Below are 25,818 nucleotides of genomic sequence, written 5' to 3'. Positions count from 1 at the left end.
GCCCGGATCGGACGCTTCAGACCTGCCGGAACGGGCTGCGCAGTCAAGCCCGAAAGGCGTCATTGCGGTGGCACAACGCACCGCGGAAACGGAACAATGACAGCTTCACATGACAGTGATGAAACTGGCTAGGGACAACCCTGTGGATAGATCGTGGGCAGCCGGTGGGAATCCGGTGGATGCCGGGATCACCCGCCGGGCAGCGACGCGAGGCCGTATGTGGCGGCCAGGCCGTAGGAGCGGCCGCAGGGAAACGCCGTTGCGCCCTATCCCCCGATCATTGCCGGCCAGCGGCCGGCACTACCGGAATCCCAGGGTGGTCGTGCCGGCCGCTGGCCGGCATTGCATTCGCGCGGCACCCCTCACGCCCGGTGCGGGGTGCCCAGGTACTCAGCGCTCTGCATCTCGATCAGGCGCGAGGCGGTGCGCTCGAACGCGCCCTGCAGGCGCTGCCCGGTGTACAGCTCGACCGGCGAGGTGCTGGCGGTGCAGACCAGATTGACGTGGCGGTCGTACAGCTCGTCGATCAGGTTGACGAAGCGGCGCGCGGCATCCTCGTTCAGGCGATCGAAGGCGGGAATGCCGCCCAGCAGCACCGTGTTGAACTCGTGCGCGATCTCGATGTAGTCCGACGGCCCGCGCGGGCCCTCGCACAGCGCGGCGAAATCGAACCAGGCGATGCTCTTGCCGCGGCCGCGGACCGGAATCTTGCGGCCCTCGATCTCGATGTTGCCGGGCTTGGCCGGCTGGCCGCCGCTCAGTTCGCTCCAGCGCGTGGCCAGCCAGTCGTCGCTGTCGGCGGCCAACGGTGCGCGGTACACCGGCGAGCGGGTCAGCGCGCGCATCCGGTAGTCCTCGGTGCCTTCGGCGTACAGCTCCACGCAGAAGCGCTGCAACAGGCCGATGGCCGGCAGGAAGCTCTCGCGCTGCAGGCCGTTGAGGTACAGGTTCTCCACTGCGGTGTTGGAGGTGGTCACCAGGGTCACGCCCTCGGCGAACAGGCGCTCCAGCAGCCGCGCCAGCAGCATCGCATCACCGATGTCGGTGACGAAGAACTCGTCCAGCACCAGCACGCGCAGGTTGCTGCGCCATTCCTGGGCGATCTTCGCCAGCGGGTCGCTCTGGCCCTGGTGCTCGCGCAGGCGCTCATGGACGCTGCGCATGAAGCGGTGGAAGTGCGTGCGGTACTTCTGCTTGATCGGCAGCCCGTCGTAGAACAGGTCGACCAGGAAGGTCTTGCCACGGCCGACGCCGCCCCAGAAGTACAGGCCCTTGACCGGTTCGGGCTTCTTCCAGAACGAGGACAGGCGGTCCAGCCAGCCATCCTCGGCACTGTCCAGCAGGCCCAGGTGGATGCGGTCCAGTTCGGCCAGCGCTGCGTGCTGGGCCGGGTCGTCCTGCCAGTCGCCACGGGCAACCCCTTCCGCGTACCGCTGCGACGGGGTCAGCTCGGTTGCACTCATGCCGCCGCGCCCAGCCAGTGCTTCACGCCGTGGGTCAGCGCGCCGCGCAGATCGATCAGTTTGCGATGGAAGAAATGGCTGGTCTCGGGCATGCGCACCAGCTCATGCGGGAAATCCAGCGTGTCCAGCCACTGGTAGACGGCCTGCGGGTCGACGATCTCGTCCTGCTCGCCCTGGATCACCAGCCAGCGCGCCGGCGGTGCGATGCCATCGAAATCCCAGCGGCCGGCCGGTGGCGCGATCGAGATCAGCGCTTCCGGCTGCAGCGCGGCAGCGGCCTTCAGCGAAACGAACGCGCCGAAGCTGAAACCGGCCAGCCACAGGCGGTCGTGCGGGCGCTGGCTGCGCACCCAGGCGGCGACCGCCTTCAGGTCATCCTGCTCGCCCACGCCGCCATCGAAGGTACCGGCCGAAGCGCCGACGCTGCGGAAGTTGAAGCGCACCGTGGCGATGCCCAGCTCGCGCAGGGTGGTGGCGGTCATGGTGACCACCTTGTTGTGCAGGGTGCCGCCTTCGGTGGACAGCGGATGGCAGACGATGGCCACGATCGGCTGCACCGGCACATCGGCCTTGGGCAGGTCGACGACCACTTCCAGCGGGCCGGCCGGGCCATCCAGTTGGAGACAGGCGGTTTCGCCGGGGGCGACGGGGAACGGGGGCTTGTGCATGGCACCATGATACCGTCCCCCGCCCCTGCCCTGTGCCCGCCCCATGCTCTACCTGTCTTTGGCCGTGATCTGCAGCGTGCTGGTTTCGGTGCTGTTGAAGGTGGCCGGACGCCGCCAGCTGGATGTCGCGCAGATGGTCACCTGGAACTATCTGGTGGCGGCAACGCTCACCGCCGTGGTGCTGCAGCCGCCGCTGGATGCGCTGCGCGCGCCGCATGCGCCGTGGCCGTCATTGCTGGCGCTGGCGGTGGTGCTGCCCTCGATCTTCCTGGTGCTGGGCCGCGCGGTGGCGGTGGCCGGCATTGTCCGCAGCGATGTGGCACAGCGGTTGTCGCTGCTGCTGTCACTGGCTGCCGCCTTCCTGTTCTTCGGTCAGACCGCGACGCCGTGGAAGCTGGCCGGGCTCGGCCTGGGCCTGCTGGCGATGGTGGCGATCAGCCTGCGCCCGCGCGGCCCGGCGGTGGCGTCCTCGCCCGGCGGTTGGGGCTGGCTGCTGGGCGTATGGGCCGGGTTTGCGGTGGTGGACGTGCTGCTCAAGCAGGTGGCGCTCTCGGGCACGCCGTCGATGGCGGCGGTGCTGACCAGCTTCAGCGTGGCCTTCGTGCTGATGCTGGCCCTGCAGCTGTGGCGGCATGTCAGTGGCCGCAGCCGGCTGGCCTGGCACAACCTGGGGGCGGGTGCGCTGCTGGGCCTGCTCAATGGCGGCAACATCCTGTTCTATGTGCATGCGCACCAGTCGATGCCGGACAACCCGGCCACTGTGTTCGCCGGCATGAACATCGGCGTGGTGGTGCTGGGTGCACTGGTGGGCGTGTTTGCCTTCGGCGAGGCCACCACGAAGTGGAACCGCGCCGGCCTGGCGCTGGCGGTGCTGGCGATCGGGTTGATCGCCTGGGGGTGAGCGTTGGTTGCGGCGGGCCATTTCCGCGCCCGCGGTGGGATGTCACTTTTCTTTTCGCGCGAAAAGAAAAGTAACCAAAAGAAACGCGCCGCCAGCCGCGAGCCGGTGCTGTGCACCGGTTCCCTGCACTTGTCGGTGAATCAGGGGACAGCGCCGAACTCGCTGCGCTCAGACATCGGCGCCTCTTCGCCCCTGATTCACCTGCGATGCTCGGCTCGCTTGGAGGCGGACTGGTAGATCAAAAGCAACGGCAGCATCCGTGCCGATCAAGGTCCCTCCCAGAGCAGATCCCCGCCGAACCTTATCTGTCGAAGCCCAGCAGCAGCGGGTCGTGGTCGGAGCTGCGCCACGGGCCCTGCACGTTGCGGCCCTGATAACCGCTGGCGTCCTGCTCATCGGCATTGCTGTGCCATTCGGCGGCGCCGCGCAGGCGCCTGGCCATGCCCGGGCTCAGCAGCGCGTGGTCGAGGCGGCCGGTGTAGCCGTTGTAGACGTAGCTGTAGGGATGCTCGACCTTGGCAACCTTGAACGCGTCCTGCCAGCCCAGGTCGTGCAGGGTGCGGATCGGGTCTTCCATCGCGTAGGCATTGAAATCGCCGAGCAGCACCGCGTCCTTTGTACCGGTACCGGTCGGGTCGGTCTGCAGCCAGGCATGCAGCTGCTGCGCCGAGGTCACGCGGGTGGCGTTCCAGCAGCCCTGGTTGTCGTTGCGGTCGGCGTCGGCGCCGCTTGCGTCGCGGCAGCCCTTCGACTTGAAGTGATTGGCCACCACCACGAACGGCGCGCCCTGCCTGCCCTGGAAGGCCTGCGCCAACGGTACGCGGCTGTGCTCAACGAACGGGCCGCCGGTCAACGTGGCCGGCGTGCCGACCGGCTGCAGGCGTGAGCTGCGGTAGATGATGCCGACCCGGATCGGGTTGTCGCCGGGGCCGTTGCCGGCATCGACGAAGCGCCAGTCGCCCTGCGCGCCGCGGTCGCGGTTGAGCGCATCGACCAGTTCGGCGATGGCCGACTGCGGGCCGTAGCCGTCGTTCTCCAGCTCCATCAACGCGGCGACGTCGGCGCCCAGCGCGTTGACCGTGGTGACCAGCTTGGCCACCTGCGCCTTGTGCTCGTCCAGCGTGCGGGCGCCGCGCAGGGTCGGGAAGCCGCCGCCCTGGCCATCACCGTTGAAGAAGTTCTCCAGGTTGAAGGCGGCCACGTGCAGGCTGCCCGGCACCGTCGGCACCGCCGGGCGCTTGAGTTCCGGCAGTTTCAGCACACCCTCGACCTGCAGGCGCGGATGGCCCTGCGCGTCCACGCGCACGATGCCCTGCACGTCGCGCAGCTGCATGCCGGTGCGCAGCACCGGGCTCCCCGGCAGGTACGCCACGCTGGCCGGATCGCGGGCATCACTGCCATCTTCCAGCACCAGGCGGCGGCGCTGGTTGTCGGCCATCACCTGCTCGTAGCCGGCGGTGCCCGGCGCGGCCACTTCGGTCGGCTGCCAGAGGCGGCCATCGAACGCCACCGTGAGCTGGCCGAAGTGCTCCAGGCCATCGCTACCGGCCAGGGTGAGCGGTGCGGCGATGCGCACGCGCTGTCCATCCAGCGCGCGCCAGTCGGCTGGCGCGGCGGTCAGCACCACGCTGGCGCTGCTTCGCGCAGCGGGCGGCGTCGCGACCGGCGTGGCCTGCGGCTGGGCCTGGGCGATGGCGCCGGCCGGCAGCAGCAGGGACAGGGCAAGGGCGAGGGAGCAGCGGCGCATCGACGGGCGATTCCTGGGACGAGGGCGCACAGACTAACCCTGAAATGCGAAACCCCGCCTGCGGGCGGGGTTTTGACCTTGGTGGGCAAAGCCTGGGTCGTGCCGGCCGCTGGCCGGCAATCTCATGACCTTCGTGCGGTGTGTGGTTGCCGGCCAGCGGCCAGCACTACCGCTTACTTCAGATTGGCCAGCATCCAGTCCACGGTGGCGTGGATCTGTTCTTCCGTCAGGGCCGGGTTGCCGCCCTTGGGGGGCATGATGCCGCCGTCGGGGCCGGTATAGCCCTCGATGGCGTGCTTGTAGAGCGTGTCCTTGCCCTGCGCGATGCGCTTGTCCCAGTGCGAATGGTCCAGCGTCGGTGCCATGCCCACGCCGGTGGTGTGGCAGGCGGTGCACAGGTTGTCGAAGATCACCTTGCCATCCTTGGTGCCGCCGTAGGCCACCTGCGACGCGGCCTTGGCCAGCGCGGCGGCCTTGGCGGCGGCCTGCGCGGCAGCGCCGGTACTGCCGGCATAGACCGCGCCGGTGGGCGAGATGCGCTGTTCGGTGCGCTTGGCCGCGGTCGGCGACACCTCGGGCGGAATCCGGGTGTGGATGTAGGCGGCAAGGAGGATGAGGCCGAGGGTGATGGTCGCCAGCAGCGCGATCACCATGGAGAAGCGTTTCAGGAACTCCAGATCGTAATTCCGCACTCTTCGTTACCCCTGGCTGATAGTCGTTGGACCACGGCTGAGCGACTGCGTGATGGGCCGAGTATAGAACGCACTTTGCGTGCGACAACAGGCGTCACTGCTGATGCGGCGCAGCATGCCGGGGGCTGGGGTCAGATCCCTTTTGCGCCGCAAAAGGGATCTGACCCCAGCAACAGAAGCCGGCCAGCGGCCGGCGCTACCGAATTGCCGGGGCGCCGATCGCGCGCAGGCAGAAGCTGCAGATCGCATCCACCAGCGCGTCTTCGTCGCGGTGCGCTTCGCGGCTGGGTGCGGTCGGGCCGACCATCGCTTCGGTGAAGGCACCCACCAGGCAGGCGGCGGCCACATGCGCGTCCTGCGCAGGCAGCTCACCGGCCGCCACGCCCTCCTCCACCAGCCGCAGGAACACGTCGCCGAATGCGCGACGACCGCGCATGCGCTCGGCTTCCACATCCGGGTCGACCGGTTCGACGATGAAGGCGTGCGCGAGCCCCGGCCCGGCCAGGGCACGGCGGACGAAGGCGGTGATGGCCAGCCGCAGCCGCTCGCTGGCTGCCTCCGGGCCACTGGCGATCCGCTCCATGATTGCGACCTCGTGGGCCACGGCAGCATTGAGGACTTCCACGAACAATTCGGCCTTGGACGGGAAGTGGCGATAGATCAGGCCGGTGGACACCCCGGCCTGGGTCGCCACGGCCGTCACCGGGGCATTGCGCCAGCCGCCCGTGGCGACCAGCTCGCGGGTGGCCAGCAGGATCCGTTCACGGGCGCCCGCCAGGCGTTCTTCCATCAATGCAGAGCGTTTATAGGCCATGTTCTGATTCTAGTTTCAATTTTTGAATTCGTATTCACTTCTTACCCGAACCCCGCTACGCTGGGGCCATCGCCCGTGTGGGTGACGGTCCTGCAGACCGCCGCCCACTCCCCCGCCGGGTGCGTCCATTCCTGCCATCCCGCCGTGGAGCCACCACAATGCACGTGCCATCCCTGAACTTCGATCTTGGCGAAGACATCGACCTGCTGCGCCAGAGCGTGGCCCATTTTGCCGCCGCCGAGGTCGCTCCGCTGGCTGCCGAGGCCGATGCCAGCAACCAGTTCCCACTGGCGCTGTGGCCGAAACTCGGCGAACAGGGCCTGCTCGGCCTCACCGTGGAAGAAGCATACGGCGGCACCGGCATGGGCTACCTCGCCCACGTGGTGGCGATGGAGGAAATCTCGCGTGCCTCCGGCGGCATCGGCCTGTCCTATGGCGCGCACTCCAACCTGTGCGTGAACCAGCTGCGCAAGAACGGCAACGAAGAACAGAAGCAGCGCTTCCTGCCCGGACTGTGCAACGGCAGCCTGGTCGGCGCGCTGGCGATGAGCGAGCCGGGTGCCGGTTCGGACGTGGTGTCGATGAAGCTGCGCGCGGACAAGCGCGGCGACCGCTACGTGCTCAACGGCAACAAGATGTGGATCACCAACGGCCCGGATGCCGACGTGCTGGTGGTCTACGCCAAGACCGACATGGAAGCCGGCGCCAAGGGCATCACCGCATTCCTGGTCGAGAAGGGCATGAAGGGCTTTTCCACCGCGCAGAAGCTGGACAAGCTGGGCATGCGTTCTTCGCCCACCTGCGAGCTGGTGTTCCAGGACTGCGAGATTCCTGAAGAGAACGTGCTGGGCCAGGTCGGCGGTGGCGTGCGCGTGCTGATGTCCGGCCTGGACTACGAGCGCGTGGTGTTGTCCGGTGGCCCGCTGGGCCTGATGGCCGCGGCCATGGACGTGGTGATGCCATACGTGCACGAGCGCCACCAGTTCGGCGAGCCGATCGGCAGCTTCCAGCTGATCCAGGCCAAGATCGCCGACATGTACGTGGGCCTGGGTGCCTGCCGCGCGTATGTCTATGCCGTGGCACGCGCCTGCGACCAGGGCCGCACCACCCGCCAGGACGCCGCCGGTGCCATCCTGTACGCCGCCGAGAAGGCCACCTGGCTGACCGGCCAGGCGATCCAGATCCTCGGCGGCAACGGCTACATCAACGAATACCCGACCGGCCGCTTGTGGCGCGATGCCAAGCTGTATGAGATCGGCGCCGGCACCTCGGAGATCCGCCGCATGCTGATCGGCCGCGAACTGTTCCAGCGCACCCTGTAAGGCCACTGCGATGACCGTATTGAGCACCCAGCTGCAACCGGGCAGCGAAACGTTTGAAAGCAACCGCGCGGCCATGCAGGCCGTGGTCGACGACCTGCATGCCACCCTTGCCCGCACCGCGCTGGGTGGCAGCGAAGCCGCACGCGCCAAGCACACCGCGCGCGGCAAGCTGCTGGTGCGTGACCGCATCGACGCGCTGCTCGACCCCGGCAGCGCCTTCCTGGAAATCGCGCCGCTGGCCGCGCACGGCATGTACGAAGACGCCGTGCCGGCCGCTGGCGTAGTGGCCGGAATCGGCCGCGTGAGCGGCGTGGAATGCGTGATCGTGGCCAACGATGCCACGGTCAAGGGCGGCACCTACTACCCGATGACGGTGAAGAAGCACCTGCGCGCGCAGGAGATCGCCGAGCAGAACCACCTGCCGTGCATCTACCTGGTCGATTCCGGTGGCGCGTTCCTGCCGCTGCAGGACGAAGTCTTTCCCGACCGCGACCATTTCGGCCGCATCTTCTACAACCAGGCCAACCTGTCGGCGCAGGGCATTCCGCAGATCGCCTGCGTGATGGGCAGCTGCACCGCTGGTGGTGCCTATGTGCCAGCGATGAGCGACGAGACGGTGATCGTGCGCGAGCAGGGCACGATCTTCCTCGGCGGCCCGCCGCTGGTGAAGGCTGCCACCGGCGAAGTGGTGACGGCCGAGGAACTGGGCGGTGCCGATGTGCACACGCGCATCTCCGGCGTGGCTGACCACATGGCCGACAACGACCTGCAGGCACTGGCACGGGTGCGCGCGATCATCGCCCAGCTCAACTGGCGCAAGCCGGAATCGGCAATGGCGGTGCAGCCGACCGAAGAACCGCTGCTGCCAGCACACGAACTGTACGGGGTGATCCCGGCCGATACGCGCAAGCCCTACGACGTGCGCGAAGTGATCGCGCGGCTGGTCGATGGCTCGCGCTTCGATGAGTTCAAGCCGCGCTACGGCGCAACGCTGGTCACCGGCTTCGCTCATCTGAACGGCTACCCGATCGGCATCATCGCCAACAACGGCATCCTGTTCTCCGAGTCGGCACTGAAGGGCGCGCACTTCATCGAGCTGTGCACCCAGCGCAACATCCCGCTGGTATTCCTGCAGAACATCACCGGCTTCATGGTCGGCCGCAAGTACGAACAGGGCGGCATCGCCAAGGACGGTGCCAAGCTGGTGATGGCGGTGGCCTGTGCCAGGGTACCGAAGTTCACCGTGGTCATCGGCGGTTCGTTCGGTGCCGGCAACTACGGCATGTGCGGCCGTGCATACTCGCCGAACTTCCTGTGGATGTGGCCGAACGCGCGCATCGGCGTGATGGGTGGCGAACAGGCCGCCAGCGTGCTGGCCACGGTCAAGCGCGATGGCATCGAGGCCAAGGGTGGCCAGTGGCCGGCAGCGGAGGAAGACGCGTTCAAGGCACCGATCCGCGACCAGTTCGAGCAGCAGGGCCACCCGTACTACGCCAGCGCGCGCCTGTGGGACGACGGCGTGATCGATCCGGCCGACACCCGCCGGGTGCTGGCGCTGGCGCTGTCGGCCAGCCTCAACGCCGCCCCGCAGCAGACGCGCTTCGGCGTGTTCCGCATGTAATCCATGCCATGACCGAGCACGCTCCCATGAAGCCCGTTGCCATGTTCACCAAAGTCCTGATCGCCAACCGCGGCGAAATCGCCTGCCGCGTCATCGCCACCTGCCGCCGCCTCGGCATCGCCACCGTGGCGGTGTATTCCGATGCCGACCGCAATGCACGCCACGTACGCCTGGCCGACGAGGCCATCCACATCGGCCCGGCCGCCGCGCGTGAGAGCTACCTGCGCGGCGACGCGCTGCTCGACGCCGCACGCCTGACCGGCGCGCAGGCGATCCACCCGGGTTACGGCTTCCTGTCCGAGAATGCCGACTTCGCCGATGCCTGCGCCGCCGCCGGCGTCACCTTCATCGGGCCGCCGGCCAGCGCGATCCGCGCGATGGGTGACAAGAGCGCCGCCAAGGCATTGATGGCCAAGGCCGGTGTGCCGCTGACGCCGGGCTACCACGGCGACCAGCAGGAACCGGCGTTCCTGCGCGCGCAGGCCGATGCCATCGGCTACCCGGTACTGATCAAGGCCAGCGCCGGTGGCGGTGGCAAGGGCATGCGCAAGGTCGAACGCAGCGAGGACTTCGTCGATGCACTGGCCAGCTGCCAGCGCGAGGCCGCCTCGGCATTCGGCAACGACCATGTGCTGGTCGAGAAGTACGTCGAGCGCCCGCGCCATATCGAGATCCAGGTGTTCGGCGACAGCCACGGTGATGCGGTCTACCTGTTCGAGCGCGATTGCTCGGTGCAGCGCCGCCACCAGAAGGTGCTGGAAGAAGCGCCCGCCCCGGGCATGAGCCCCGAACGCCGTGCTGCGATGGGCAAGGCCGCGGTCGATGCCGCGCGCGCGGTGGGCTACGTCGGTGCCGGGACGGTGGAATTCATCGCCGGCCCGGACGGCGATTTCTACTTCATGGAAATGAACACCCGCCTGCAGGTCGAACACCCGGTCACCGAGTACATCACCGGCACCGACCTGGTGGAGTGGCAGCTGCGCGTGGCCTCGGGCCAGCCGCTGCCGCTGCGCCAGGAGCAGCTGGCGATCCACGGCCACGCCATCGAGGCGCGGCTGTATGCCGAAGACGCCGACCGCGGCTTCCTGCCGTCCACCGGCACCCTGCGCCGCCTGCGCCTGCCGGCCGCGTCGGCCCACGTGCGCGTCGATACCGGTGTCGAGGAAGGCGACAGCATCACGCCGTACTACGATCCCATGATTGCCAAGCTGATCGTCTGGGACGTGGACCGCGACGCCGCGCTGCGCCGCATGAGCCAGGCCCTGGCCGACTGCCAGGTGGTGGGCGTGACCACCAATGCCGGTTTCCTGCGCCGCCTGGTGAACACCGATTCGTTTACCCACGCCAAGCTGGATACCGCGCTGATCGAACGCGAGCAGGCCGCATTGAGCCGGGTGGGTGACAGCGATGATGCGCTGTGGCTGCTGGCGGCGGTGGCCGCCGTGGCCACTACTGCAGGTGCAGCCAGCGATGCGCGCGACCCGCATTCGCCGTGGCAGGCGCAGGACGGCTGGCGCCTTGGCGCGCCCGCGCCGCGCGTGCTGCCGCTGCAGCAGGGCGAACGCCGGCACACGCTGAAGGTGTGGGCGCAGGCCGATGGCTGGCGTGTGCAGTGCGATGACGCAGCACCCGTGCAGGTGATCGGCACAGCCGATGAGCGGGGGCTGGCGGTGCAGCTGGGCGACCGCCGCGGGTCGCTGCAGCTGCTGCGCGACGGTGACCAGCTGTACCTGTTCGGCACCGACGGCCAGCACCGTTTCACCCTGCATGATCCGGTGGGCGAATCGGACCACGCCGTGGCCGATGCCGGCAGCCTGCTGGCACCGATGCCCGGGAAGATCGTGGCCACGCTGGTCGCCGCCGGTACCGAGGTCAAGCGCGGCACGCCGCTGGTGGTGCTGGAAGCGATGAAGATGGAGCACACCCTGCAGGCACCGGCCGACGGCATGGTGAAGGGCTACCGCGCCAAGGCCGGTGACCAGGTCGGCGACGGCGCGGTGCTGGTCGATTTCGAAGCGACGTGAACGCCGGGGTGGCGACCGCTCAGCGGTCGTCGCCCGTTGCAACCCGCCCGGCGGGATCGAATTCGGCCGTGCCCAGCGTGGCACTGCGCCAGCCCAGGCCACAGATGGCCATCGCGCTCTGGCCGATGCCGTCGAAGCCGAAGGCACGATCGACATCGGCATCGTTGATGGCCGCTGTCACGAACGCCGCCAGCCCGCGCTCGGTCGCACACAGATACAGCAGCTGCGAGATGTGGCCGACATCCAGCGTGACCGCACGATGCGCCTTGGCGTGGTTGCGGTACTTCCAGAAGCAGCGGTCATAGCGCGGCGCCAGCACCAGCAGCGCCGGCGCATCGGCGAACCACGCCTGCCCGGACAGCATCCGCCGCGCCAGCGCCGGCAATGCATCGGGCGGCGGCGAGGGCAACGGCAGTACCGCGTGCTGCACGGGGTGGTAGTGGTATAGCCCAGGTGCCAGCCCCTTTACGTTCTGTACCAGCAGGAAACCTTCGGTGGGATGCAGGCCGCCGCCGGAGGGCACGTTCTTCTTTAGGAACTCGGTATCGCGCTCGACCTTCTGCACCGCGTGCGCCATCAGCGTGCGCTGCAGCACCTGGGCCAGCAGCGGCAGCGGCAGCGCGCGCTGCGGGTCGAAATTGCGGCAGGTGGTGCGGCGCGCCAGCAGTGCGTCGAACGCGGCCTCTTCGCTGCGCGGCAGCGGCTGGTAGTCGCCCTGCATGGGCTGCACCACCGGCGGTGGCGGCCCGAGGCGCTGGCGCAGGCCGGCAGCGGTGTCCAACCCCTGCCGGCGCATGTCCTCCACGCTGTCCACGGCCTGCCAGCGTGCATGGCGATGGGCCAGTGCAGCCAGCGGCCACCACTGGCTGCGCCGCAGCGCCTCGTCGCGCAGCTGGTGCCCCACCTCGCTCGGCGGGTCGGTCAGCAGCAGGCCCTGCTCGACCAGGCGGGCCAGCATCGCCGGGGAGGCATCGGCGGGCGGTTCGCTCCAGCGGTGCGCGCTGAGCTCGCCCAGCAGCTGGCGCTCCTCGGCGTCCACCGGCAGTGGCTGGTCCAGATGCGCGGCCAGCGCCACCCAGCTGATCTGGCTGTCCATCTCGGCATGGCCGGCCAGCATCGCGCGCAGGTCCAGGGTGACTGCCTCGCGGGGCTCGAACATCAGGCTGGCGCAGCGGCGCAGGCGCATGGGTTTCCTTCCTTCTGCCGCACAACCGGCATAGCAGCAACGACCGCGGCGCGGCCAACTTTAGCGATGTGCACAGCGCGGCCCTCAATGGCAGGCTGTCGCGGCCGATACGAGAAACTCCACCTACGGACGATCCCCATGAGCACCCATCCCCGCCTTTCCGCCGCAGACGCCAGCCTCCTGCTGGACCACCTGATCGGCAATGACGACTTCCGCAGCCACTTCACCGCGTCGCCAGCCAAGGCGCTGGCCTCGATCGGGCTGGACGGTGCCGTTGGCGAGAACGACTGCATGAAGATCGGCACCCTGGCCTCGGTCGAAGAGCTGAGCCAGGTGCGTGACGGGCTGCAGGCCCACCTGTCCGGGTCGGTGGCGGCCATGACCGTGGTGTTCTGCTTCGAAGCCGGCAAGGTCGGCGAGCGCATCGACGGCTGACCCGCCATCAGGGTGCGCCGGCCGTGGCCGGCGTGCCCCACGTGGAGACGTCATGCACGTTCAGCGGTTGCCACACCTGCAGGGCGGTGACCTCGGCAATGGCCTGGCCGCGATGCTGGGCCAGCCAGGCCTGCTGGCGGCGTACGGCGGCTTCATCGCCCTGCGCACGCAGCGCGAGCAGCAGCACGACGTGCGCCTGCACCGGCTCGCTGCCATCGAGCATCGGCTCGATCAGGGTGCGGGCCGCCTCGGGCCGCTGCCTCTGCAGCTCATCCATGGCGCTGACGATGCGCAGCCAGCGGTCCGCGACCGGACTGCGCAGGCTGCGCAGCAGGGGCCGCTGCTCGTCCAGCCAACGCCTGGCCAGTTCGAACTGGCCCTGCCGCTGCGCCAGGTGGACCAGCGCCAGCCATTGCAGGCCACGGGCATGCAGCATGGGATCATCACGCTCCTGCAGCATCGGCTGCAGCAGCGCCGCAATGGCCTGCAGCCCGGCACGGTCAGCGCTCGGGCACAGCGCCGCCACGCTGGCGTGCTGCAGGCGCTGCTGCACCTGCAGGTCGATCAGCGTCGGCGCCGCTGCATCTTCACGTATCGCCTGCTGCATGGCCGCGCAATCGCGCTGCGCAGCAGCCAGCAACAACTGCGCACGCAGCTTCATCCGCTCCTGCAGGCCATCACTGGCGTGGATCTGCGGCAACAGCTGCGCGGCCTTCGCGTACTGTCCCTGCGCCACCAGCACATCCACGCCGGTCTCATCGGCATCATCGCGACCGCGCAGGACCTGCGCCTGGGCCAGCGTTTCGGCAGCGAGCTGCGGTTGGTTGGCAGCGATCTGTATCCGCACCAGGTGGACCAGCGGATACAGCCGCAGCGGATCCTGCGGCACTGCGGCCGCACGCGCATAGGGTTCGGCCTCGCTGAACTGGTTGGCCTGCAGCAGGTACCAGGACGTGTTGGACAGCCCCGCGAACGAATCCGGATAGACCTTGGCCAGCGTGCGCCATTGCTCCAGCGCCCAGCCTCCCGGCTCCAGCTCGGCCATCCAGGCCTTCAGGTACAGCCGCTCGCGTGGCGGCAGCCGATCCTGCAGGTCCAGCGCATGCTGCATGGCTTCGCGTGCACGCCGCCCTTCTTCGACGCGCGCATGCAGTTTGGCCACGCCCATGTAGGCCAGGGCGAAACCAGGATCGATATCGATCGCCGCCTGGTACAGGTTGCGCGCCTCCTCGAAGCGACGCTGGCCCAGTGCATTCTCGGCCAGCGCGAACGCCCGCAGTGCGCGAAGGTCCTGGGTCGATGCCCGCGGCAGCGGCAACGACTGTTCCAGGCTCGCCACCGATTCGCCCAGTCCGCGACGCAGGCGTCCGACCACGTCGTCCACCGCGAACACCATCTGGTCGGATCGATCCACGGTGGCGGTGAACGTCTGGATCACCTGGCCGGTGCCGGGTGCGGCGACATCGATGGCCAGCTCGTAGCCACCGATCTTCTGCCGCACCGTCGGCAGCAGCACGGCGCGCGCGCCTTCCCGCACCGCCACGTTGGCCGCGGTATCGCGGCTGAGCCGGGTATCGCCCGAGAGCCGCGCCATTTCCAGGCTTTCGCGGATCTTGCCCTCCGACAGCACGTTCACGTAGCGCGACTGCTCCAGCGCAATCCGGATGGCGTGCCGCATCGAGTCGTCGAAGATCGGGTCGCCGGTGAGGTTGTCGACATCACCGAGCACCACCCAGTCGCGCTCGGCGAACGCGATCGCCGGTTCCGGCCGCAGCAGCAGCCAGCCGCCCAGCACCACCACCGTCAGTACCAAGCCTTCCGCGGCCAGCACCAGCGGCTGCCGCCACAACGGCAGGTCGCGGCGGGCCTTGGCATTGGCACGCGGCATGCGCAGCGGTGCGGAGCCGATCTCGCCCACTTCGATCACTTCCTGTACCACCGGCACGCCCTTGAAGCGCCAGCGCCCGTGTGACTTCCACAACAGGCGCGTGCCGCGCTCCCCCAACGCATCGGTGGCACGGCGGGTCAGCGATTCGGCTACCGCCGACAACAGGATCTGGCCGGGCCGGGCCAGCATCATCAGGCGCGCCGCCATCGGCTTGGCCAGGCCTTCCACTTCCATCGACTTGGCGCCGGCGCGGACCGCCTCGGCACTGTTTTCCCAGGTCAGCACGTCACCCACATGCAGGCCGGCACGTGCGCGCAGTTCAATCGCACGCTGCTGGCCCAGCGCATGCAGTTCGCGCTGGTAGTCCAGGGCGAAGCCCAGGGCATCGATGGCGCGCTCGAACAGCATGAACAGGCCGTCCGAACGATCGATCAGCTGGCCATTCCAGCGGTGCTGCAGCACCAGCACCAGGCGGTCGTGTTCCTGGAACAGGTTCGCCGCCGCCACGTCGCCGATCCGCTCGACCAGCTGCAGCGAATCACACAGATCAGTGAACAGCAGGGCGCGTAGCTGTGGGCTATGCGGGGCTGACGTTCCGTTGTCGCCATTCATCGCCTGCATCTCCCTATTGGCCGTCCGGATCATCCACCCAGCGCAGGCAGTTGCCGCCATCACGCTTGGCCCGGTACAGCGCCCGATCGGCGCTGGCATACCACTCGCTCCAGCCCGCGTCGGCATCCAGCAGGCTGGCCCCGATGCTGACCAGGCTTACATGCGGCGTACCGTGGCTGCGCTCGAGCAGGCCGTGCACCGCACTGAGGATGAACTCGGCAGCGTGCTGCACGATCTCGCGGTTGCCACGGCGCAGCATCAGGCAGAACTCGTCGCCGCCGAGCCGGCAGGCCAGGTCCTGTTCGCCAGCCATCGAGCGCAGGATGTTGCCCATGCTCTGCAGCACCCGGTCGCCGGCCTGGTGGCCGTGGCGGTCATTGATCTGCTTGAAACGGTCGCAGTCGATCAGCAGCAGCGCCTGCGGCGGCCCCTCGGCACGCTCGCGGCACTCCTGCAGGTACAGGGTGAGGCCACGGCGGTTGTGCAGGCCGGTCAGTTCATCGGTACGCACCAGCTCGCGGGTGTGGGTCAGCTGGTGGGTGGTGATGTAGAGGTTGTCCAGCGCGGTTTCCAGATCGTGGTTGCGCCGGCGCAGCTGGCTGATCAGGGCCTGTTCGTTGGCCAGCACGCGCATGATCGTGCGGCGCAGGAAGTAGGCCACCAGACCCGGATCGGATTCGACCAGCCGGTGGAAATCAGCCGGCCCCAGTTCCAGCACATCGCAGTCGACCAGCGCGCGCGCGCTGGCGCTGCGCAGGTGGTCGCCGACCAGCAGGCCCAGTTCTCCGAAGAATTCATGCTGCCCGAGTGTCTTGATCACCAGGTCCTCGCCGAAGTCCAGTTCGATCTGGCCCTCGAGGATCACATACATGCGCTCGCCGCGGTGGCCACGCTGGAACAGCCACTGCCCGGCACGGAGCTTGCATGCGCGGGCGAATCTGGCGAACAATGCCACCTCGGCATCTGACAACAGCGCGTGCACGATCTCGGCCATCGCCACCCGGGCGATACCTGTCGTCATGTCACTGTTCTCGGCCGCACCCCTGCCGGTCATTCCCTGCACCCGCCGCCAGCGTCCCCTGGTGAGCCGCGGAGCATAGCACCGCTTTAAAGTGTGCGCCCTATCTCATTTTGGCCCTTCTGCCGATCTTGATTGATGTGAAGATCGGTGGTGGCCCGTTCTGGTCACGGGTGCCCGGGCAAAACCCCTGCTGGATCAATTCGATGCCGGGTTTCACAGGGATTCGGCCAAGTTGCCGGAACCCGGGGTGCGCCTGATTGACGCTGCCCGCTGGCTGCACCCTTGCATCGATACAACAACGCCGGCAGGTCCCCCGACCGGCCGGCGTTGCCTGGCCCTTCCCTGGCCACCCTGATCGGATTTCGAGGCGGTAGAGCCGGCCGCTGGCCGGCTGCCACGCCGCGCTGGGAGCATCCTGTGATTGCCGGCCAGCGGCCGGCACTACCGGATCACGCGGCGCGCCGCATCACGCCGCGCGTTCGCTGCGCCCGCCATGGAACTGTTCTTCCTCGGTCGAGCCGGTCAGCGCGGTGGTCGAGGACTGGCCCTGCTGGATCGCCTGGGTCACCGCGTCGAAATAGCCGGTACCAACCTCACGCTGGTGCTTGACCGCAGTGAACCCGCGCTCGGCCGCTTCGAACTCGGCTTCCTGCAGTTCCACGAACGCGCTCATCTGGCGGCGTGCGTAGCCGTGGGCCAGGTTGAACATGCCGTAGTTCAGCGCATGGAACCCGGCCAGGGTGATGAACTGGAACTTGTAGCCGTAGCTGCCCAGTTCGCGCTGGAACTTGGCAATGGTGGCGTCGTCCAGGTTCTTCTTCCAGTTGAAGCTGGGCGAGCAGTTGTAGGCCAGCAGCTTGCCGGGGAACTTCGCGTGGATCGCCTCGGCGAATTTGCGTGCGAACTCCAGGTCCGGCTTGCCGGTCTCGCACCACACCAGGTCGGCGTAGGGCGCATAGGCCAGGCCGCGGCTGATCGCCTGGTCCAGGCCGTTGCGGGTCTTGTAGAAGCCTTCGACGGTGCGCTCACCGGTGGTGAACGGCTTGTCGTTGCCGTCGATGTCGCTGGTCAGCAGATCAGCCGCTTCGGCATCGGTGCGCGCGACCAGCAGGGTCGGCACACCCAGCACGTCGGCGGCCAGGCGCGCGGCGTTGAGCTTCTCGATGGCCTCGCGGGTCGGCACCAGCACCTTGCCGCCCATGTGCCCGCACTTCTTGACCGAGGCCAGCTGGTCCTCGAAGTGCACGCCGGCGGCACCGGCCTCGATCATCGCCTTCATCAGTTCAAAGGCGTTGAGCACGCCGCCGAAGCCGGCCTCGGCATCGGCCACGATCGGCTGCAGGAAGTCGATGTCATCCTTGCCTTCGGCGTGGTGCAACTGGTCGGCGCGCAGCAGCGTGTTGTTGATGCGCTTGACCACCGCCGGCACCGAATCGGCCGGGTACAGCGACTGGTCCGGATACATCTGCCCGGCCAGGTTGGCGTCGGCCGCCACCTGCCAACCGGACAGGTAGATCGCCTTCAGCCCGGCCTTGACCTGCTGCATGGCCTGGTTGCCGGTCAGCGCACCCAGCGCGTTGACGAACTCGCGCTCGTGCAGCGACGCCCACAGCTTCTCGGCGCCCAGGCGGGCCAGCGAATGCTCGATGTGGACGGTGCCGCGCAGGCGCACCACGTCGGCGGCGCTGTAGTTGCGCTGGATGCCCTCCCAACGCGGGTGGGTATCCCAGTCGTGCTGGATCTGTTCGGCAGTGGGCAGCTTGCTCATGTCTTTCTCCAGTTCGGTTCGTGCGTGCAGCGGGGAGGGAAACGGCGGCAGACGCGGGCGGCAGTCAGTCGATGCGCGCGTAGGCCGGCAGGGTCAGGAAATCGGTCAGTTCGTCGCTGCGGCTCAGTTCGCCGAGCAGGCCGATGGCCTCGCTGATGCGTGCGCCACCAGGCAGCGCGGTGGTATCGCCCAGCCGTGCCGGCAGCTGCGCCAGGGTGGAATCCAGCAGGGCCTGGTCGATCGCGGTGCCATCATCCAGCTGCTGGCCGGGCGTATGCAGCCACTGCCACAACTGGCTGCGGCTGATCTCGGCGGTGGCCGCGTCCTCCATCAGGTGATGGATCGGCACGCAGCCGTTGCCATCCAGCCACGCCGCCAGGTAACGCACGCAGACTTCCACGTTGCCTTCGAAGCCGGCGCGGGTGATGGTGCCCGGCGGCCGCGCGATCAGTTCGTCGCGGCCGACGCGCACGTCCTGGCGCAGCACGCCGTGCTGGTTCGGACCGGGCATGTGCTCGTCGAAGATCGCCATCGCCACCGGAATCAGCGCCGGGTGCGCGACCCAGGTGCCGTCGTGGCCGGCGCTGACTTCGCGCAGCTTGTCGGCGCGCACGCGGGCCATCGCCTGTTCGTTGGCGGCGGCATCGTTGTTGATCGGAATCTGCGCGGCCATGCCCCCCATCGCATGCGCGCCACGGCGGTGGCAGGTCTGGATCAGCAGTTCCGAATAGGCCTTCAGGAACGGCTGGGTCATGGTCACCTGGCCACGTTCGGGCAGGACGCGGTCGGCGTGGCGGCGGAAGGTCTTCAGGTACGAGAAGATGTAGTCCCAGCGCCCGCAGTTCAGGCCGACGATGCGATCACGCAGCGCGTGCAGGATCTCGTCCATCTCGAACACCGCCGGCAGCGTTTCGATCAGCACGGTCACCTTGATCTGGCCGTGCGGCAGGCCGAGCATGCCCTCGATGTGCGACAGCGCGGTCTCCCACAGCGCCGCCTCTTCCATGCTCTGCAGCTTGGGCAGGTAGAAGTACGGGCCACGATCCTTCGCCTGCAGGGTGCGGGCGTTGTGGAAGGCGAACACCGCCGCATCGAACAGGCCACCGGCGAGGAACTGGCCGTCGACGCGTACGTGCTTCTCGTCCAGGTGCCAGCCACGCGGGCGCACGATCAGCACCGCCTGTTCGTCGTACGGGCGCAGCGTGTAGTGCTTGCCATTGGGGGCGGTGTATTCCAGATCGCCGCGCACCGCCGCAGCCAGCGACTGCTGGCCGGCCAGCAGGTTGCGCCAGGTCGGCGAGGTCGAATCCTCGAAGTCGGCCATGAACACCTTGGCGCCGGAGTTCAGCGCGTTGATCACCATCTTCGGGTCGGTCGGGCCGGTGATCTCGACGCGGCGGTCCTGCAGCGCGGCCGGCAGCGGCGCAACGCGCCAGTCGCCGCTACGGATCGCGGTGGTGTCTTCGCGGAAGTCCGGCAGGCCGCCCTGGTCGAAGAACGCCTGGCGCTCGCGGCGGGCCTGCAGCCGTGCCTGCCGGCCCGGTTCCACCGCACGGTGCAGCGACACCAGCAGGGCCAGCAGCGGCGCCGGCAGCACGATGTCCTGGCCGGCCACGCGGGTCGCCAGGGCGATACCGGGGGTGGCCTTGCTGGCAGGGGTGGAAACAGCGGAAGCGACGGCGGACATGGGGCGACTCCAGCGGTGGGGAACGTCTCCACGGTGCCGCCGGGCCTCAGTATTTGGCAAAACAGTTTTTGCAATGTTTTACATAAATTGTGCTAATACTCGTTACACGATGAGCACACGCGCCTCGCCAAGTCCTCGTTTTTCCTACAAATCCGACCGGCTCAAGCCGCTGCGCGCGTTCTGCCAGACCGTGCGCCTCGGCTCGGTCTCACGGGCGGCTGAGGCGCTGTTCGTCAGCCAGCCGGCCATCAGCCTGCAGTTGCAGGCGTTGGAACGGGAGCTGGGGGTGCCATTGTTCGAGCGCAGCGGGCGCCGCCTGGTGCCCAGCCGCGAGGGCCAGCTGCTGTACGAAATGGCGCAGCCGCTGGTGGAGAACCTGGACGGGCTGGAGGCGCGCTTCCGCGACAAGGTGCGCGGCCTGGACGCGGGTGAGCTGAACATTGCCGCCAACAGTTCGACCATCCTGTACCTGCTGCCGAAGATCGTCGAGCGCTTCCGCCTGCACCACCCGGACGTGCGCCTGACTCTGCACAACGCGATCAGCGCCGACGGCACCGACCTGCTGCGCGAGGATGCCGCCGACCTGGCGATCGGTTCGATGACCGATGTGCCGGCCGACCTCAGCTATGCGCCGGCCTACCGCTTCGAACAGGTGCTGATCGCGCCGCATGACCATCCGCTGGCCAGCGGTGCCGAGCTGGAGCTGGCCGACATCGCGCGCTATCCGCTGGTGCTGCCACCGAAGCGGCAGATCACCTACCGGCTGGTCGACCAGGTATTCCAGCGCCACCGCATCGCCTACACCGTGGCGCTGGAGGTGGGGGGCTGGGAAGTGATCAAGCAGTACGTGGCGATGGGCATGGGCATTTCCATCGTGCCGGCGCTGTGCCTGAACGAGGCCGACCACGAGCGGCTGGCGGCGCGATCGATGAAGCGCTGGTTCCCCGAGCGCAGCTACGGGGTGATCGTGCGCCGGGGCAAGGCGTTGTCGGCGCAGGCGCGGGCGTTCATCGAGCTGATCCAGCCGGAGTTGTTCAGTCCGCGCGATTACGATCAGAGCGGGCATTCGGAGCGGTAGGGGTGCACCTGTGGTAGTGCCGGCCGCTGGCCGGCAACAGCAACAGCAACAGCAACAGCAACCGCAACGGCAACGGCAACAGCGGGCATTCCGTGGGATGGCGGGGCGGTGTGGGTGGTCAGGACACGCCGTAAACCCATCCATGGGGGCTCGATGGCGCCATCCATGGCGCCAACGGTCCTGCCCACCCACACCGCCCCGCCTCTGACAGTTGAGTCGCGGCCGTTGGTGGGTGCCGACCGTTGGTCGGCACGGGGTCGGATCCCGTTGCTGCGCAACGGGCTCTGACTCCATCACTGCGACGCCTGACGTTTCGCCGCGATCCAACCCAATGTGAAACTCACGCCGATGGCGATTACGTCCTGTGGCCGCGCACGATGGCCAACCACGGCGCGAAGGCCGTGTCGAAATCAGCCGGCTGCAGGTCGCTCCAGCTGCGCTGGTAGACCGACTGCCCCGAGCTGACGTCGAGGATTGCTGCATCGCACTCGCCCGAGCTCCAGTAGGTGATGTTGGAAACAACGTGCTCAGTGTCGATATCGAGGGTACCGGCAGGCTTTTCTGTCGGGCGGCAGCGCGTGGCAGTGCCATGGTTTTCAGCCCAGATCAGAAAAGCATCCAGCCACTCGACATGGATTGTCGGGTCGCGAGTCATGGAGCTCCGGCCGTTACAGGTTCCTGCCCGTAAGATAGGCAGGCCGACCGGGCGTGTCATCTGCCGCTGCTGCATGTCCATCGAACTCCGCCACCTACGCTACTTCCTTGCCGTTGCCGATACGCTGCACTTCGGCCAGGCGGCGGAGCGGCTGGGCATGTCACAGCCGCCGCTCAGCCAGCAGATCCGCCAGCTGGAGGAACTGATCGGGGCGCGCCTGTTCGTGCGCAGCCATCGTCGCGTGCAGCTGACGCCTGCGGGCGAACTGCTGCAGGAGCGCGCGCGCGCCATCGTGCAGCAGGTGGAAACGGCCGTGGACGAGGTGCAGCGTGCACAGCGTGGTGAGCAGGGTGAACTGCATATCGGTCTGACCCGGGCGACGCCGCTGTCTCCGCAGATTCCGCGTTCGATCCTGCGCTACCGTCAGCAGTACCCGCAGGTGCGGCTGCAGCTGAGCGAGATGAACACGCTGCAGCAGATCGACGCGCTGCTCGACGGTTCACTGGACGTGGGCATCATCCGCAAGCGCGCGCTGCCGCCGGAACTGGTGGCGCACAGCCTGTTCGTCGACCCGCTGGCGCTGATCGTGCACGCCGACCACCCTGCCCTGCGCAGGCTGTCGAGGCAGGGCACGCTGTCGCTGCGCGACTTCGCGCAGGAGCCGTTCGTAGCGTTCCGCCGTAGCGCCGGCGCGGGCATCCACGACCACATGATCGCGTTGTGCGCAGCCGCGGGCTTCACGCCGCGCATCGTGCAGGAGGCCGGCGAGGCGTCGACATTGATCAGTCTGGCCGCCGCCGGGCTGGGCGCGGCGATCCTGCCATCGTCCTGCGACCACATCCGGGTGGAAGGCGCACGCTTCGTCGCGCTGGCCGACGCCGGGGCGCATTCGGAGGTGCAGCTGGCGTGGCATCGCGAGCGCGTCACGCCGCTGATCCGCAACTTCGCCGGGCTGCTGCGCGGAGCGTTCGCCGAAGGGTAGGCGTGCACTCCACCCGGGTAGCGCCGGCCGCTGGCCGGCAACCCCACATGGGCCGGCATGCCGGCCAGCGGCCGGCACTACCGTACGCGTTGGGTCACGCGGTGACCGGCTGCGGGGCGCGCTGCTGCAGCGCCCAGATGATGCCGCCCCCGATCAGGGTCAGCACGGCAGCGAACGCGCACACGCCCAGCCAGTCCCAGGCCGCATAGGCCAGGCCACCGACCCCGCCCAGCACGCTGGATCCCAGGTAGTAGGCGAACAGGTACATCGCCGAGGCTTCCGCCCGCATCGCACCAGCGCGGCTGCCAACCCAGCTGCTGGCCACCGAGTGGCCGCCGAAGAAGCCGAACGTGACCAGCGCGATACCTAGTGCCATCGCACTCAGCCACGGCATTGCCAGCAGCGCGATGCCGGCGCCGATCAGCGCGAACGAGATCGACAGGATGCGGCCGCGCCCGTAGCGCGTGGCCTGCTGGCCCATCCACGCCGAACTGAAGGTGCCCACCAGGTACACGCTGAAGATCAGGCCGACCACGGTCTGGCTGAGGTGGTACGGCGGCGCCAGCAGGTGGTAGCCCAGGTAGTTGTAGAGGGTGACGAACACGCCCATCAGCACGAACGAGGTGGCGAACAGCCACGGCAGGCCTGGGTCGGCGAACAGCAGGCGCCAGCGCAACGGCAACTGGCGCAGGCCGTCACGACGGGGATGGAAGTGGCGCGACGGCGGCAGCTGCAGCCACAGCAGCACGGTGCTGGCCACCGCGATGATCGAGACCACGCCGATGCCCCAGCGCCAGCCCCAGTGATCGGCGATGATGCCGGCCAGCAGGCGCCCGCTCATGCCACCGATGGCGTTGCCGCCGATGTACAGGCCCATCGCCAGGCCCAGCGCGCGGCTGTCCATTTCCTCGACCAGGTAGGTCATCGCCACCGCCGGCACGCCGCTCAGCGCCAGGCCGAGCAGGGTGCGCAGCAGCAGCAGCGTGGTCCAGTCATCCACCAGCGCCGTGCTCAGCGACAGCATGGCCGAGGCCAGCAGCGCGGCAATCATCAACGGGCGGCGGCCGACCGCGTCGGACAGCAGGCCGGCCAACAGCATTGCCACCGCCAGCGTGCCGGTGGTCAGCGACAGCGACATCGCGCTGCCGGCGGCCGACACGCCGAAGTGGCGGCTGAACTCGGGCAGCAGCGGCTGCACGGTATACAGCAGGCCGAAGGTGGAAAAGCCGGCCAGGAACAGTGCCAGCGCGGTGCGGCGGAAGGCCGGCGTACCCTGCTGGATGCGCGTCTCGGCGCTGGAGTCGACGGTGTGGGGCCGGCATTCGACGGCCGCCGCGGTTTCGCCAGTCATGGGATCGATGGGCCGGTGGGGGACGGCCGGGCATGGGAGGGAACGGGCCTCAGACTAGGCCCGTCGATCCAGTCGATCCATAACCTGATAGATCAGGATTGATATACAAAAAGTATCAATTCAGCTTACAGCCGTTGCCACTCGAAACCGTCACCGCGGCGGTAGTACACCGCCACCGCGCGGCCATAGAGCTTGTCGGCGTCGACGAAGCCGAAGAAGCGGCCGTCGAAGCTGTTGCCACGGTGGTCCCCCAGCACCAGCACCTTGCCGGCCGGCACCACCAGGTCGGCGATGTCCGGACCGCCGCCCATGTCCAGATCAAGGCGGGCACGGCGCTCGCCGAAGGCTTCCACGTCCTGCAGGTCGGCCATCTGCAGCGGCTGGCCGTTGATGCTCAGATGGCCCTCGCGCATCTGCACATGGTCACCGGCCACCGCCGCCACGCGCTTGATCAGGCGGGTGCCGTCGGCCGGTGAGTCGAACACCGCCACCTCGCCACGCCGCGGGGTGCCGGTCGCCATCAGTTCCGTGTTGGTGAACGGCAGGCGCAGGCCATAGGCGCGCATGTCCACCACCACCCGGTCGCCGGGCTGCAGGGTCGGCTGCATCGAGCCACTCGGCACCACGTAATGGTTGGCCAGGGTATCGCGGGCGGCGGCGAGCAGGCCGAGCATCACCAGCAGCGGCAATGCCTCCTTCTTCAGCCAGGCCACGGCGCGTTGGGAAAAGGGGGGACGGGCAACAGCATCCATGACGGGCTCCGGGTTGGGGTGACTGCATCAGACCACATCCGGGCGGGAGAGGTTCCCGCGCCGCGCTCCTGTAGCGCCGAGCCCACGCTCGGCTGCTCTGCGCCCCAGTCCTGGCAACCCTGGCGCTACAAAGAACAAGCCGAGCGTGGGCTCGGCGCTACAAAGGGGTTACGCAGGTTTTACGCCCCGGCCCGGCCGCGGGCATCGCACCTTTACGGGCAGCACGCGCATCGTGTGCCCACCGCGCCACAGGGCGCATTCCGCAAGGTGTTGTATGACCCTCCTGGTGATCCGCCACGCCTCTTCGTCGGCACCGCGTCCCCAACTGCCGGCACAGCTGGCCGGCCATCGCGTGCTGTGCAGCGACTGCGCCAGCCTGTCCGAGGTGCGCCAGTGCCTGTGCCAGCCGCAGGCGCGATCGGCCGACTGGGTGCTGCTGGATGTCGGTGCCGCCGACGAGGCGCAATGGCAGGCCGAAGGTGGCGCGCTGCAGGCGGCGCTGGAACGGCTGCCGGCGCAGTACATCGAGTTGCAGGCTCCCAGCGAACCTGGTCTGGATGCACGCCTGCGCCTGCAGCACGGCCCCGCCGCCGTGGTGGTCGACCAGCGCAGCCAGCAGGCCGGTTACCCGTTGTCGCTGGCCATCGTCGGCCGCCGCCTGGCACAGGAGGGCTGAGTCATGTCGATCTTCATCATCCGCGGCCCGGAAGCCGCCGGCGCCCTGATCCGAACCGCGATGCCGCTGCCGGCACCGGTGCTGAAGTCACTGGTGCACCGCGCGATCGACGCCGGCACCAGCGTGGCGATCCGTGCCTGCGGTTCGGAGCAGGAACTGCTGGACGCGCTGCGCGTGGCCGACCACAGCCGCGGCGAGGTGACCCTGCTTGACCCGGGTGCGTGTGCCAACAGTCTGCGCCTGCAGCGGCTGCTGCCCTATCTGCACAACGCGTACGTAGAGGTGCATGACGACGGCGCAGTGGCCGAACCGTGCCTGCCGGCCGGTGTCGGCCAGCGCCTGGGCATCGCTGCTGGGTATGGCGCGCAGAGCTATGTGCTGGCGCTGGATATCGCGCTGGATCACCTGGGGTTGGCCGAACAGGCGAACCGCGTGCACGTGGGGACGTAACGCTGTGTGTAGAGCCGAGCCCATG

Annotated in this window: 22 protein-coding genes; 9 read left to right on the top strand and 13 right to left on the bottom strand. The window is 68.3% G+C overall.

What is annotated here, in order from left to right; translation table 11 throughout:
• Positions 1 to 362: 362 nt before the first annotated feature.
• Entirely contained in the window at positions 363 to 1,463 is a 1,101-nt protein-coding gene (gene zapE, locus ACMGRF_RS19515) for a cell division protein ZapE (RefSeq protein ID WP_049415791.1), read from the bottom strand.
• Positions 1,460 to 2,131 (bottom strand): alpha/beta hydrolase, encoded by a 672-nt coding sequence (locus ACMGRF_RS19510; RefSeq protein ID WP_049415788.1) that lies wholly within the window; start codon positions 2,129 to 2,131, stop codon positions 1,460 to 1,462. Before ACMGRF_RS19510 ends, zapE begins: the two co-directional genes overlap by 4 nt.
• Before the next feature lie 43 nt (positions 2,132 to 2,174).
• Between ACMGRF_RS19510 and ACMGRF_RS19505 the strand changes: the two genes are divergently transcribed.
• Positions 2,175 to 3,032, top strand: coding sequence for a hypothetical protein (locus ACMGRF_RS19505; protein WP_099496109.1), 858 nt, complete (start codon positions 2,175 to 2,177; stop codon positions 3,030 to 3,032).
• Between the two features lie 301 nt (positions 3,033 to 3,333).
• On the opposite strand, the gene ACMGRF_RS19500 is transcribed toward ACMGRF_RS19505, so the two are convergent.
• From ACMGRF_RS19500 to ACMGRF_RS19490, 3 genes are all read right to left on the bottom strand, one after another.
• Positions 3,334 to 4,779 carry an ExeM/NucH family extracellular endonuclease gene (locus tag ACMGRF_RS19500; RefSeq protein ID WP_049413496.1) on the bottom strand — a complete coding sequence of 482 codons (1,446 nt, stop codon included), beginning with the start codon at positions 4,777 to 4,779 and terminating at the stop codon, positions 3,334 to 3,336.
• A gap of 173 nt (positions 4,780 to 4,952) precedes the next feature.
• Positions 4,953 to 5,471, bottom strand: coding sequence for a c-type cytochrome (locus ACMGRF_RS19495; RefSeq protein ID WP_005420711.1), 519 nt, complete (start codon positions 5,469 to 5,471; stop codon positions 4,953 to 4,955).
• A gap of 196 nt (positions 5,472 to 5,667) precedes the next feature.
• Positions 5,668 to 6,285 carry a TetR/AcrR family transcriptional regulator gene (locus tag ACMGRF_RS19490; protein WP_049413500.1) on the bottom strand — a complete coding sequence of 206 codons (618 nt, stop codon included), beginning with the start codon at positions 6,283 to 6,285 and terminating at the stop codon, positions 5,668 to 5,670.
• 158 nt (positions 6,286 to 6,443) lie between these two features.
• Between ACMGRF_RS19490 and ACMGRF_RS19485 the strand changes: the two genes are divergently transcribed.
• From ACMGRF_RS19485 to ACMGRF_RS19475, 3 genes are read left to right on the top strand one after another with little or no spacing between them, the layout of a single operon-like run.
• Positions 6,444 to 7,607 (top strand): isovaleryl-CoA dehydrogenase, encoded by a 1,164-nt coding sequence (locus ACMGRF_RS19485; RefSeq protein ID WP_014035590.1) that lies wholly within the window; start codon positions 6,444 to 6,446, stop codon positions 7,605 to 7,607.
• A 10-nt stretch (positions 7,608 to 7,617) separates the two neighbouring features.
• Positions 7,618 to 9,228, top strand: a complete 1,611-nt coding sequence (locus tag ACMGRF_RS19480) for a carboxyl transferase domain-containing protein (protein WP_099496107.1) — start codon at positions 7,618 to 7,620, stop codon at positions 9,226 to 9,228.
• A gap of 8 nt (positions 9,229 to 9,236) precedes the next feature.
• Complete coding sequence (locus ACMGRF_RS19475; protein ID WP_414485499.1) at positions 9,237 to 11,252, top strand: acetyl/propionyl/methylcrotonyl-CoA carboxylase subunit alpha; 2,016 nt, start codon at positions 9,237 to 9,239, stop codon at positions 11,250 to 11,252.
• A gap of 19 nt (positions 11,253 to 11,271) precedes the next feature.
• Here ACMGRF_RS19475 and ACMGRF_RS19470 read toward each other — a convergent pair whose 3' ends face one another.
• Positions 11,272 to 12,438: a putative peptide maturation dehydrogenase gene (locus ACMGRF_RS19470; protein ID WP_134709091.1), complete on the bottom strand. Its 1,167-nt coding sequence runs from the start codon at positions 12,436 to 12,438 to the stop codon at positions 11,272 to 11,274.
• Positions 12,439 to 12,576: 138 nt separating this feature from the next.
• Here ACMGRF_RS19470 and ACMGRF_RS19465 point away from each other — a divergent pair, with 138 nt between their 5' ends.
• Positions 12,577 to 12,873 (top strand): NHLP-related RiPP peptide, encoded by a 297-nt coding sequence (locus ACMGRF_RS19465; RefSeq protein WP_005420725.1) that lies wholly within the window; start codon positions 12,577 to 12,579, stop codon positions 12,871 to 12,873.
• A 7-nt stretch (positions 12,874 to 12,880) separates the two neighbouring features.
• Here ACMGRF_RS19465 and ACMGRF_RS19460 read toward each other — a convergent pair whose 3' ends face one another.
• The 4 genes from ACMGRF_RS19460 to aceB form a co-directional block, all read right to left on the bottom strand.
• Complete coding sequence (locus ACMGRF_RS19460) at positions 12,881 to 15,373, bottom strand: putative peptide modification system cyclase (protein ID WP_414485498.1); 2,493 nt, start codon at positions 15,371 to 15,373, stop codon at positions 12,881 to 12,883.
• A gap of 13 nt (positions 15,374 to 15,386) precedes the next feature.
• Positions 15,387 to 16,427: a sensor domain-containing diguanylate cyclase gene (locus ACMGRF_RS19455; protein WP_049410942.1), complete on the bottom strand. Its 1,041-nt coding sequence runs from the start codon at positions 16,425 to 16,427 to the stop codon at positions 15,387 to 15,389.
• A 433-nt stretch (positions 16,428 to 16,860) separates the two neighbouring features.
• Positions 16,861 to 18,162: an isocitrate lyase gene (gene aceA, locus ACMGRF_RS19450; RefSeq protein WP_049410939.1), complete on the bottom strand. Its 1,302-nt coding sequence runs from the start codon at positions 18,160 to 18,162 to the stop codon at positions 16,861 to 16,863.
• Positions 18,163 to 18,226: 64 nt separating this feature from the next.
• A complete protein-coding gene (gene aceB, locus ACMGRF_RS19445; protein WP_099488093.1) occupies positions 18,227 to 19,849 on the bottom strand; it encodes a malate synthase A in 1,623 nt (540 codons plus the stop codon).
• 109 nt (positions 19,850 to 19,958) lie between these two features.
• Here aceB and ACMGRF_RS19440 point away from each other — a divergent pair, with 109 nt between their 5' ends.
• Positions 19,959 to 20,927 (top strand): LysR family transcriptional regulator, encoded by a 969-nt coding sequence (locus ACMGRF_RS19440; protein WP_049410934.1) that lies wholly within the window; start codon positions 19,959 to 19,961, stop codon positions 20,925 to 20,927.
• Between the two features lie 355 nt (positions 20,928 to 21,282).
• Here ACMGRF_RS19440 and ACMGRF_RS19435 read toward each other — a convergent pair whose 3' ends face one another.
• Positions 21,283 to 21,582 carry a hypothetical protein gene (locus tag ACMGRF_RS19435; protein WP_134709090.1) on the bottom strand — a complete coding sequence of 100 codons (300 nt, stop codon included), beginning with the start codon at positions 21,580 to 21,582 and terminating at the stop codon, positions 21,283 to 21,285.
• Positions 21,583 to 21,655: 73 nt separating this feature from the next.
• Between ACMGRF_RS19435 and ACMGRF_RS19430 the strand changes: the two genes are divergently transcribed.
• Positions 21,656 to 22,564: a LysR family transcriptional regulator gene (locus ACMGRF_RS19430; protein WP_049439147.1), complete on the top strand. Its 909-nt coding sequence runs from the start codon at positions 21,656 to 21,658 to the stop codon at positions 22,562 to 22,564.
• Positions 22,565 to 22,658: 94 nt separating this feature from the next.
• Here ACMGRF_RS19430 and ACMGRF_RS19425 read toward each other — a convergent pair whose 3' ends face one another.
• Positions 22,659 to 23,915: an MFS transporter gene (locus tag ACMGRF_RS19425; RefSeq protein WP_414485497.1), complete on the bottom strand. Its 1,257-nt coding sequence runs from the start codon at positions 23,913 to 23,915 to the stop codon at positions 22,659 to 22,661.
• Between the two features lie 125 nt (positions 23,916 to 24,040).
• Entirely contained in the window at positions 24,041 to 24,667 is a 627-nt protein-coding gene (gene lepB, locus ACMGRF_RS19420) for a signal peptidase I (protein ID WP_099496102.1), read from the bottom strand.
• Between the two features lie 274 nt (positions 24,668 to 24,941).
• On the opposite strand from lepB, the gene ACMGRF_RS19415 reads away from it, so the two are divergent.
• Both ACMGRF_RS19415 and ACMGRF_RS19410 read left to right on the top strand, forming a co-directional pair.
• Positions 24,942 to 25,343, top strand: a complete 402-nt coding sequence (locus ACMGRF_RS19415) for a hypothetical protein (protein WP_019661885.1) — start codon at positions 24,942 to 24,944, stop codon at positions 25,341 to 25,343.
• 3 nt (positions 25,344 to 25,346) lie between these two features.
• A complete protein-coding gene (locus ACMGRF_RS19410) occupies positions 25,347 to 25,793 on the top strand; it encodes a 3-dehydroquinate dehydratase (RefSeq protein WP_004153636.1) in 447 nt (148 codons plus the stop codon).
• Positions 25,794 to 25,818: the final 25 nt, after the last annotated feature.

Source organism: Stenotrophomonas sp. EMP41, assembly GCF_047495535.1.
Lineage (GTDB): Bacteria > Pseudomonadota > Gammaproteobacteria > Xanthomonadales > Xanthomonadaceae > Stenotrophomonas > Stenotrophomonas sepilia.
Note: the sequence above shows the minus strand (reverse complement) of the source record. Positions and strands in the feature narration are given on the sequence as shown.

What these genes read in the sequence shown, in the direction of transcription:
- zapE (WP_049415791.1), bottom strand. Translation starts at nt 1,463, where the DNA reads ATGAGTGCAACCGAGCTGACCCCGTCGCAGCGGTACGCGGAAGGGGTT.
- ACMGRF_RS19510 (WP_049415788.1), bottom strand. Translation starts at nt 2,131, where the DNA reads ATGCACAAGCCCCCGTTCCCCGTCGCCCCCGGCGAAACCGCCTGTCTC.
- ACMGRF_RS19505 (WP_099496109.1), top strand. Translation starts at nt 2,175, where the DNA reads ATGCTCTACCTGTCTTTGGCCGTGATCTGCAGCGTGCTGGTTTCGGTG.
- ACMGRF_RS19500 (WP_049413496.1), bottom strand. Translation starts at nt 4,779, where the DNA reads ATGCGCCGCTGCTCCCTCGCCCTTGCCCTGTCCCTGCTGCTGCCGGCC.
- ACMGRF_RS19490 (WP_049413500.1), bottom strand. Translation starts at nt 6,285, where the DNA reads ATGGCCTATAAACGCTCTGCATTGATGGAAGAACGCCTGGCGGGCGCC.
- ACMGRF_RS19485 (WP_014035590.1), top strand. Translation starts at nt 6,444, where the DNA reads ATGCACGTGCCATCCCTGAACTTCGATCTTGGCGAAGACATCGACCTG.
- ACMGRF_RS19480 (WP_099496107.1), top strand. Translation starts at nt 7,618, where the DNA reads ATGACCGTATTGAGCACCCAGCTGCAACCGGGCAGCGAAACGTTTGAA.
- ACMGRF_RS19475 (WP_414485499.1), top strand. Translation starts at nt 9,237, where the DNA reads ATGACCGAGCACGCTCCCATGAAGCCCGTTGCCATGTTCACCAAAGTC.
- ACMGRF_RS19470 (WP_134709091.1), bottom strand. Translation starts at nt 12,438, where the DNA reads ATGCGCCTGCGCCGCTGCGCCAGCCTGATGTTCGAGCCCCGCGAGGCA.
- ACMGRF_RS19465 (WP_005420725.1), top strand. Translation starts at nt 12,577, where the DNA reads ATGAGCACCCATCCCCGCCTTTCCGCCGCAGACGCCAGCCTCCTGCTG.
- ACMGRF_RS19460 (WP_414485498.1), bottom strand. Translation starts at nt 15,373, where the DNA reads ATGAATGGCGACAACGGAACGTCAGCCCCGCATAGCCCACAGCTACGC.
- ACMGRF_RS19455 (WP_049410942.1), bottom strand. Translation starts at nt 16,427, where the DNA reads ATGACCGGCAGGGGTGCGGCCGAGAACAGTGACATGACGACAGGTATC.
- aceA (WP_049410939.1), bottom strand. Translation starts at nt 18,162, where the DNA reads ATGAGCAAGCTGCCCACTGCCGAACAGATCCAGCACGACTGGGATACC.
- aceB (WP_099488093.1), bottom strand. Translation starts at nt 19,849, where the DNA reads ATGTCCGCCGTCGCTTCCGCTGTTTCCACCCCTGCCAGCAAGGCCACC.
- ACMGRF_RS19440 (WP_049410934.1), top strand. Translation starts at nt 19,959, where the DNA reads ATGAGCACACGCGCCTCGCCAAGTCCTCGTTTTTCCTACAAATCCGAC.
- ACMGRF_RS19435 (WP_134709090.1), bottom strand. Translation starts at nt 21,582, where the DNA reads ATGACTCGCGACCCGACAATCCATGTCGAGTGGCTGGATGCTTTTCTG.
- ACMGRF_RS19430 (WP_049439147.1), top strand. Translation starts at nt 21,656, where the DNA reads ATGTCCATCGAACTCCGCCACCTACGCTACTTCCTTGCCGTTGCCGAT.
- ACMGRF_RS19425 (WP_414485497.1), bottom strand. Translation starts at nt 23,915, where the DNA reads ATGACTGGCGAAACCGCGGCGGCCGTCGAATGCCGGCCCCACACCGTC.
- lepB (WP_099496102.1), bottom strand. Translation starts at nt 24,667, where the DNA reads ATGGATGCTGTTGCCCGTCCCCCCTTTTCCCAACGCGCCGTGGCCTGG.
- ACMGRF_RS19415 (WP_019661885.1), top strand. Translation starts at nt 24,942, where the DNA reads ATGACCCTCCTGGTGATCCGCCACGCCTCTTCGTCGGCACCGCGTCCC.
- ACMGRF_RS19410 (WP_004153636.1), top strand. Translation starts at nt 25,347, where the DNA reads ATGTCGATCTTCATCATCCGCGGCCCGGAAGCCGCCGGCGCCCTGATC.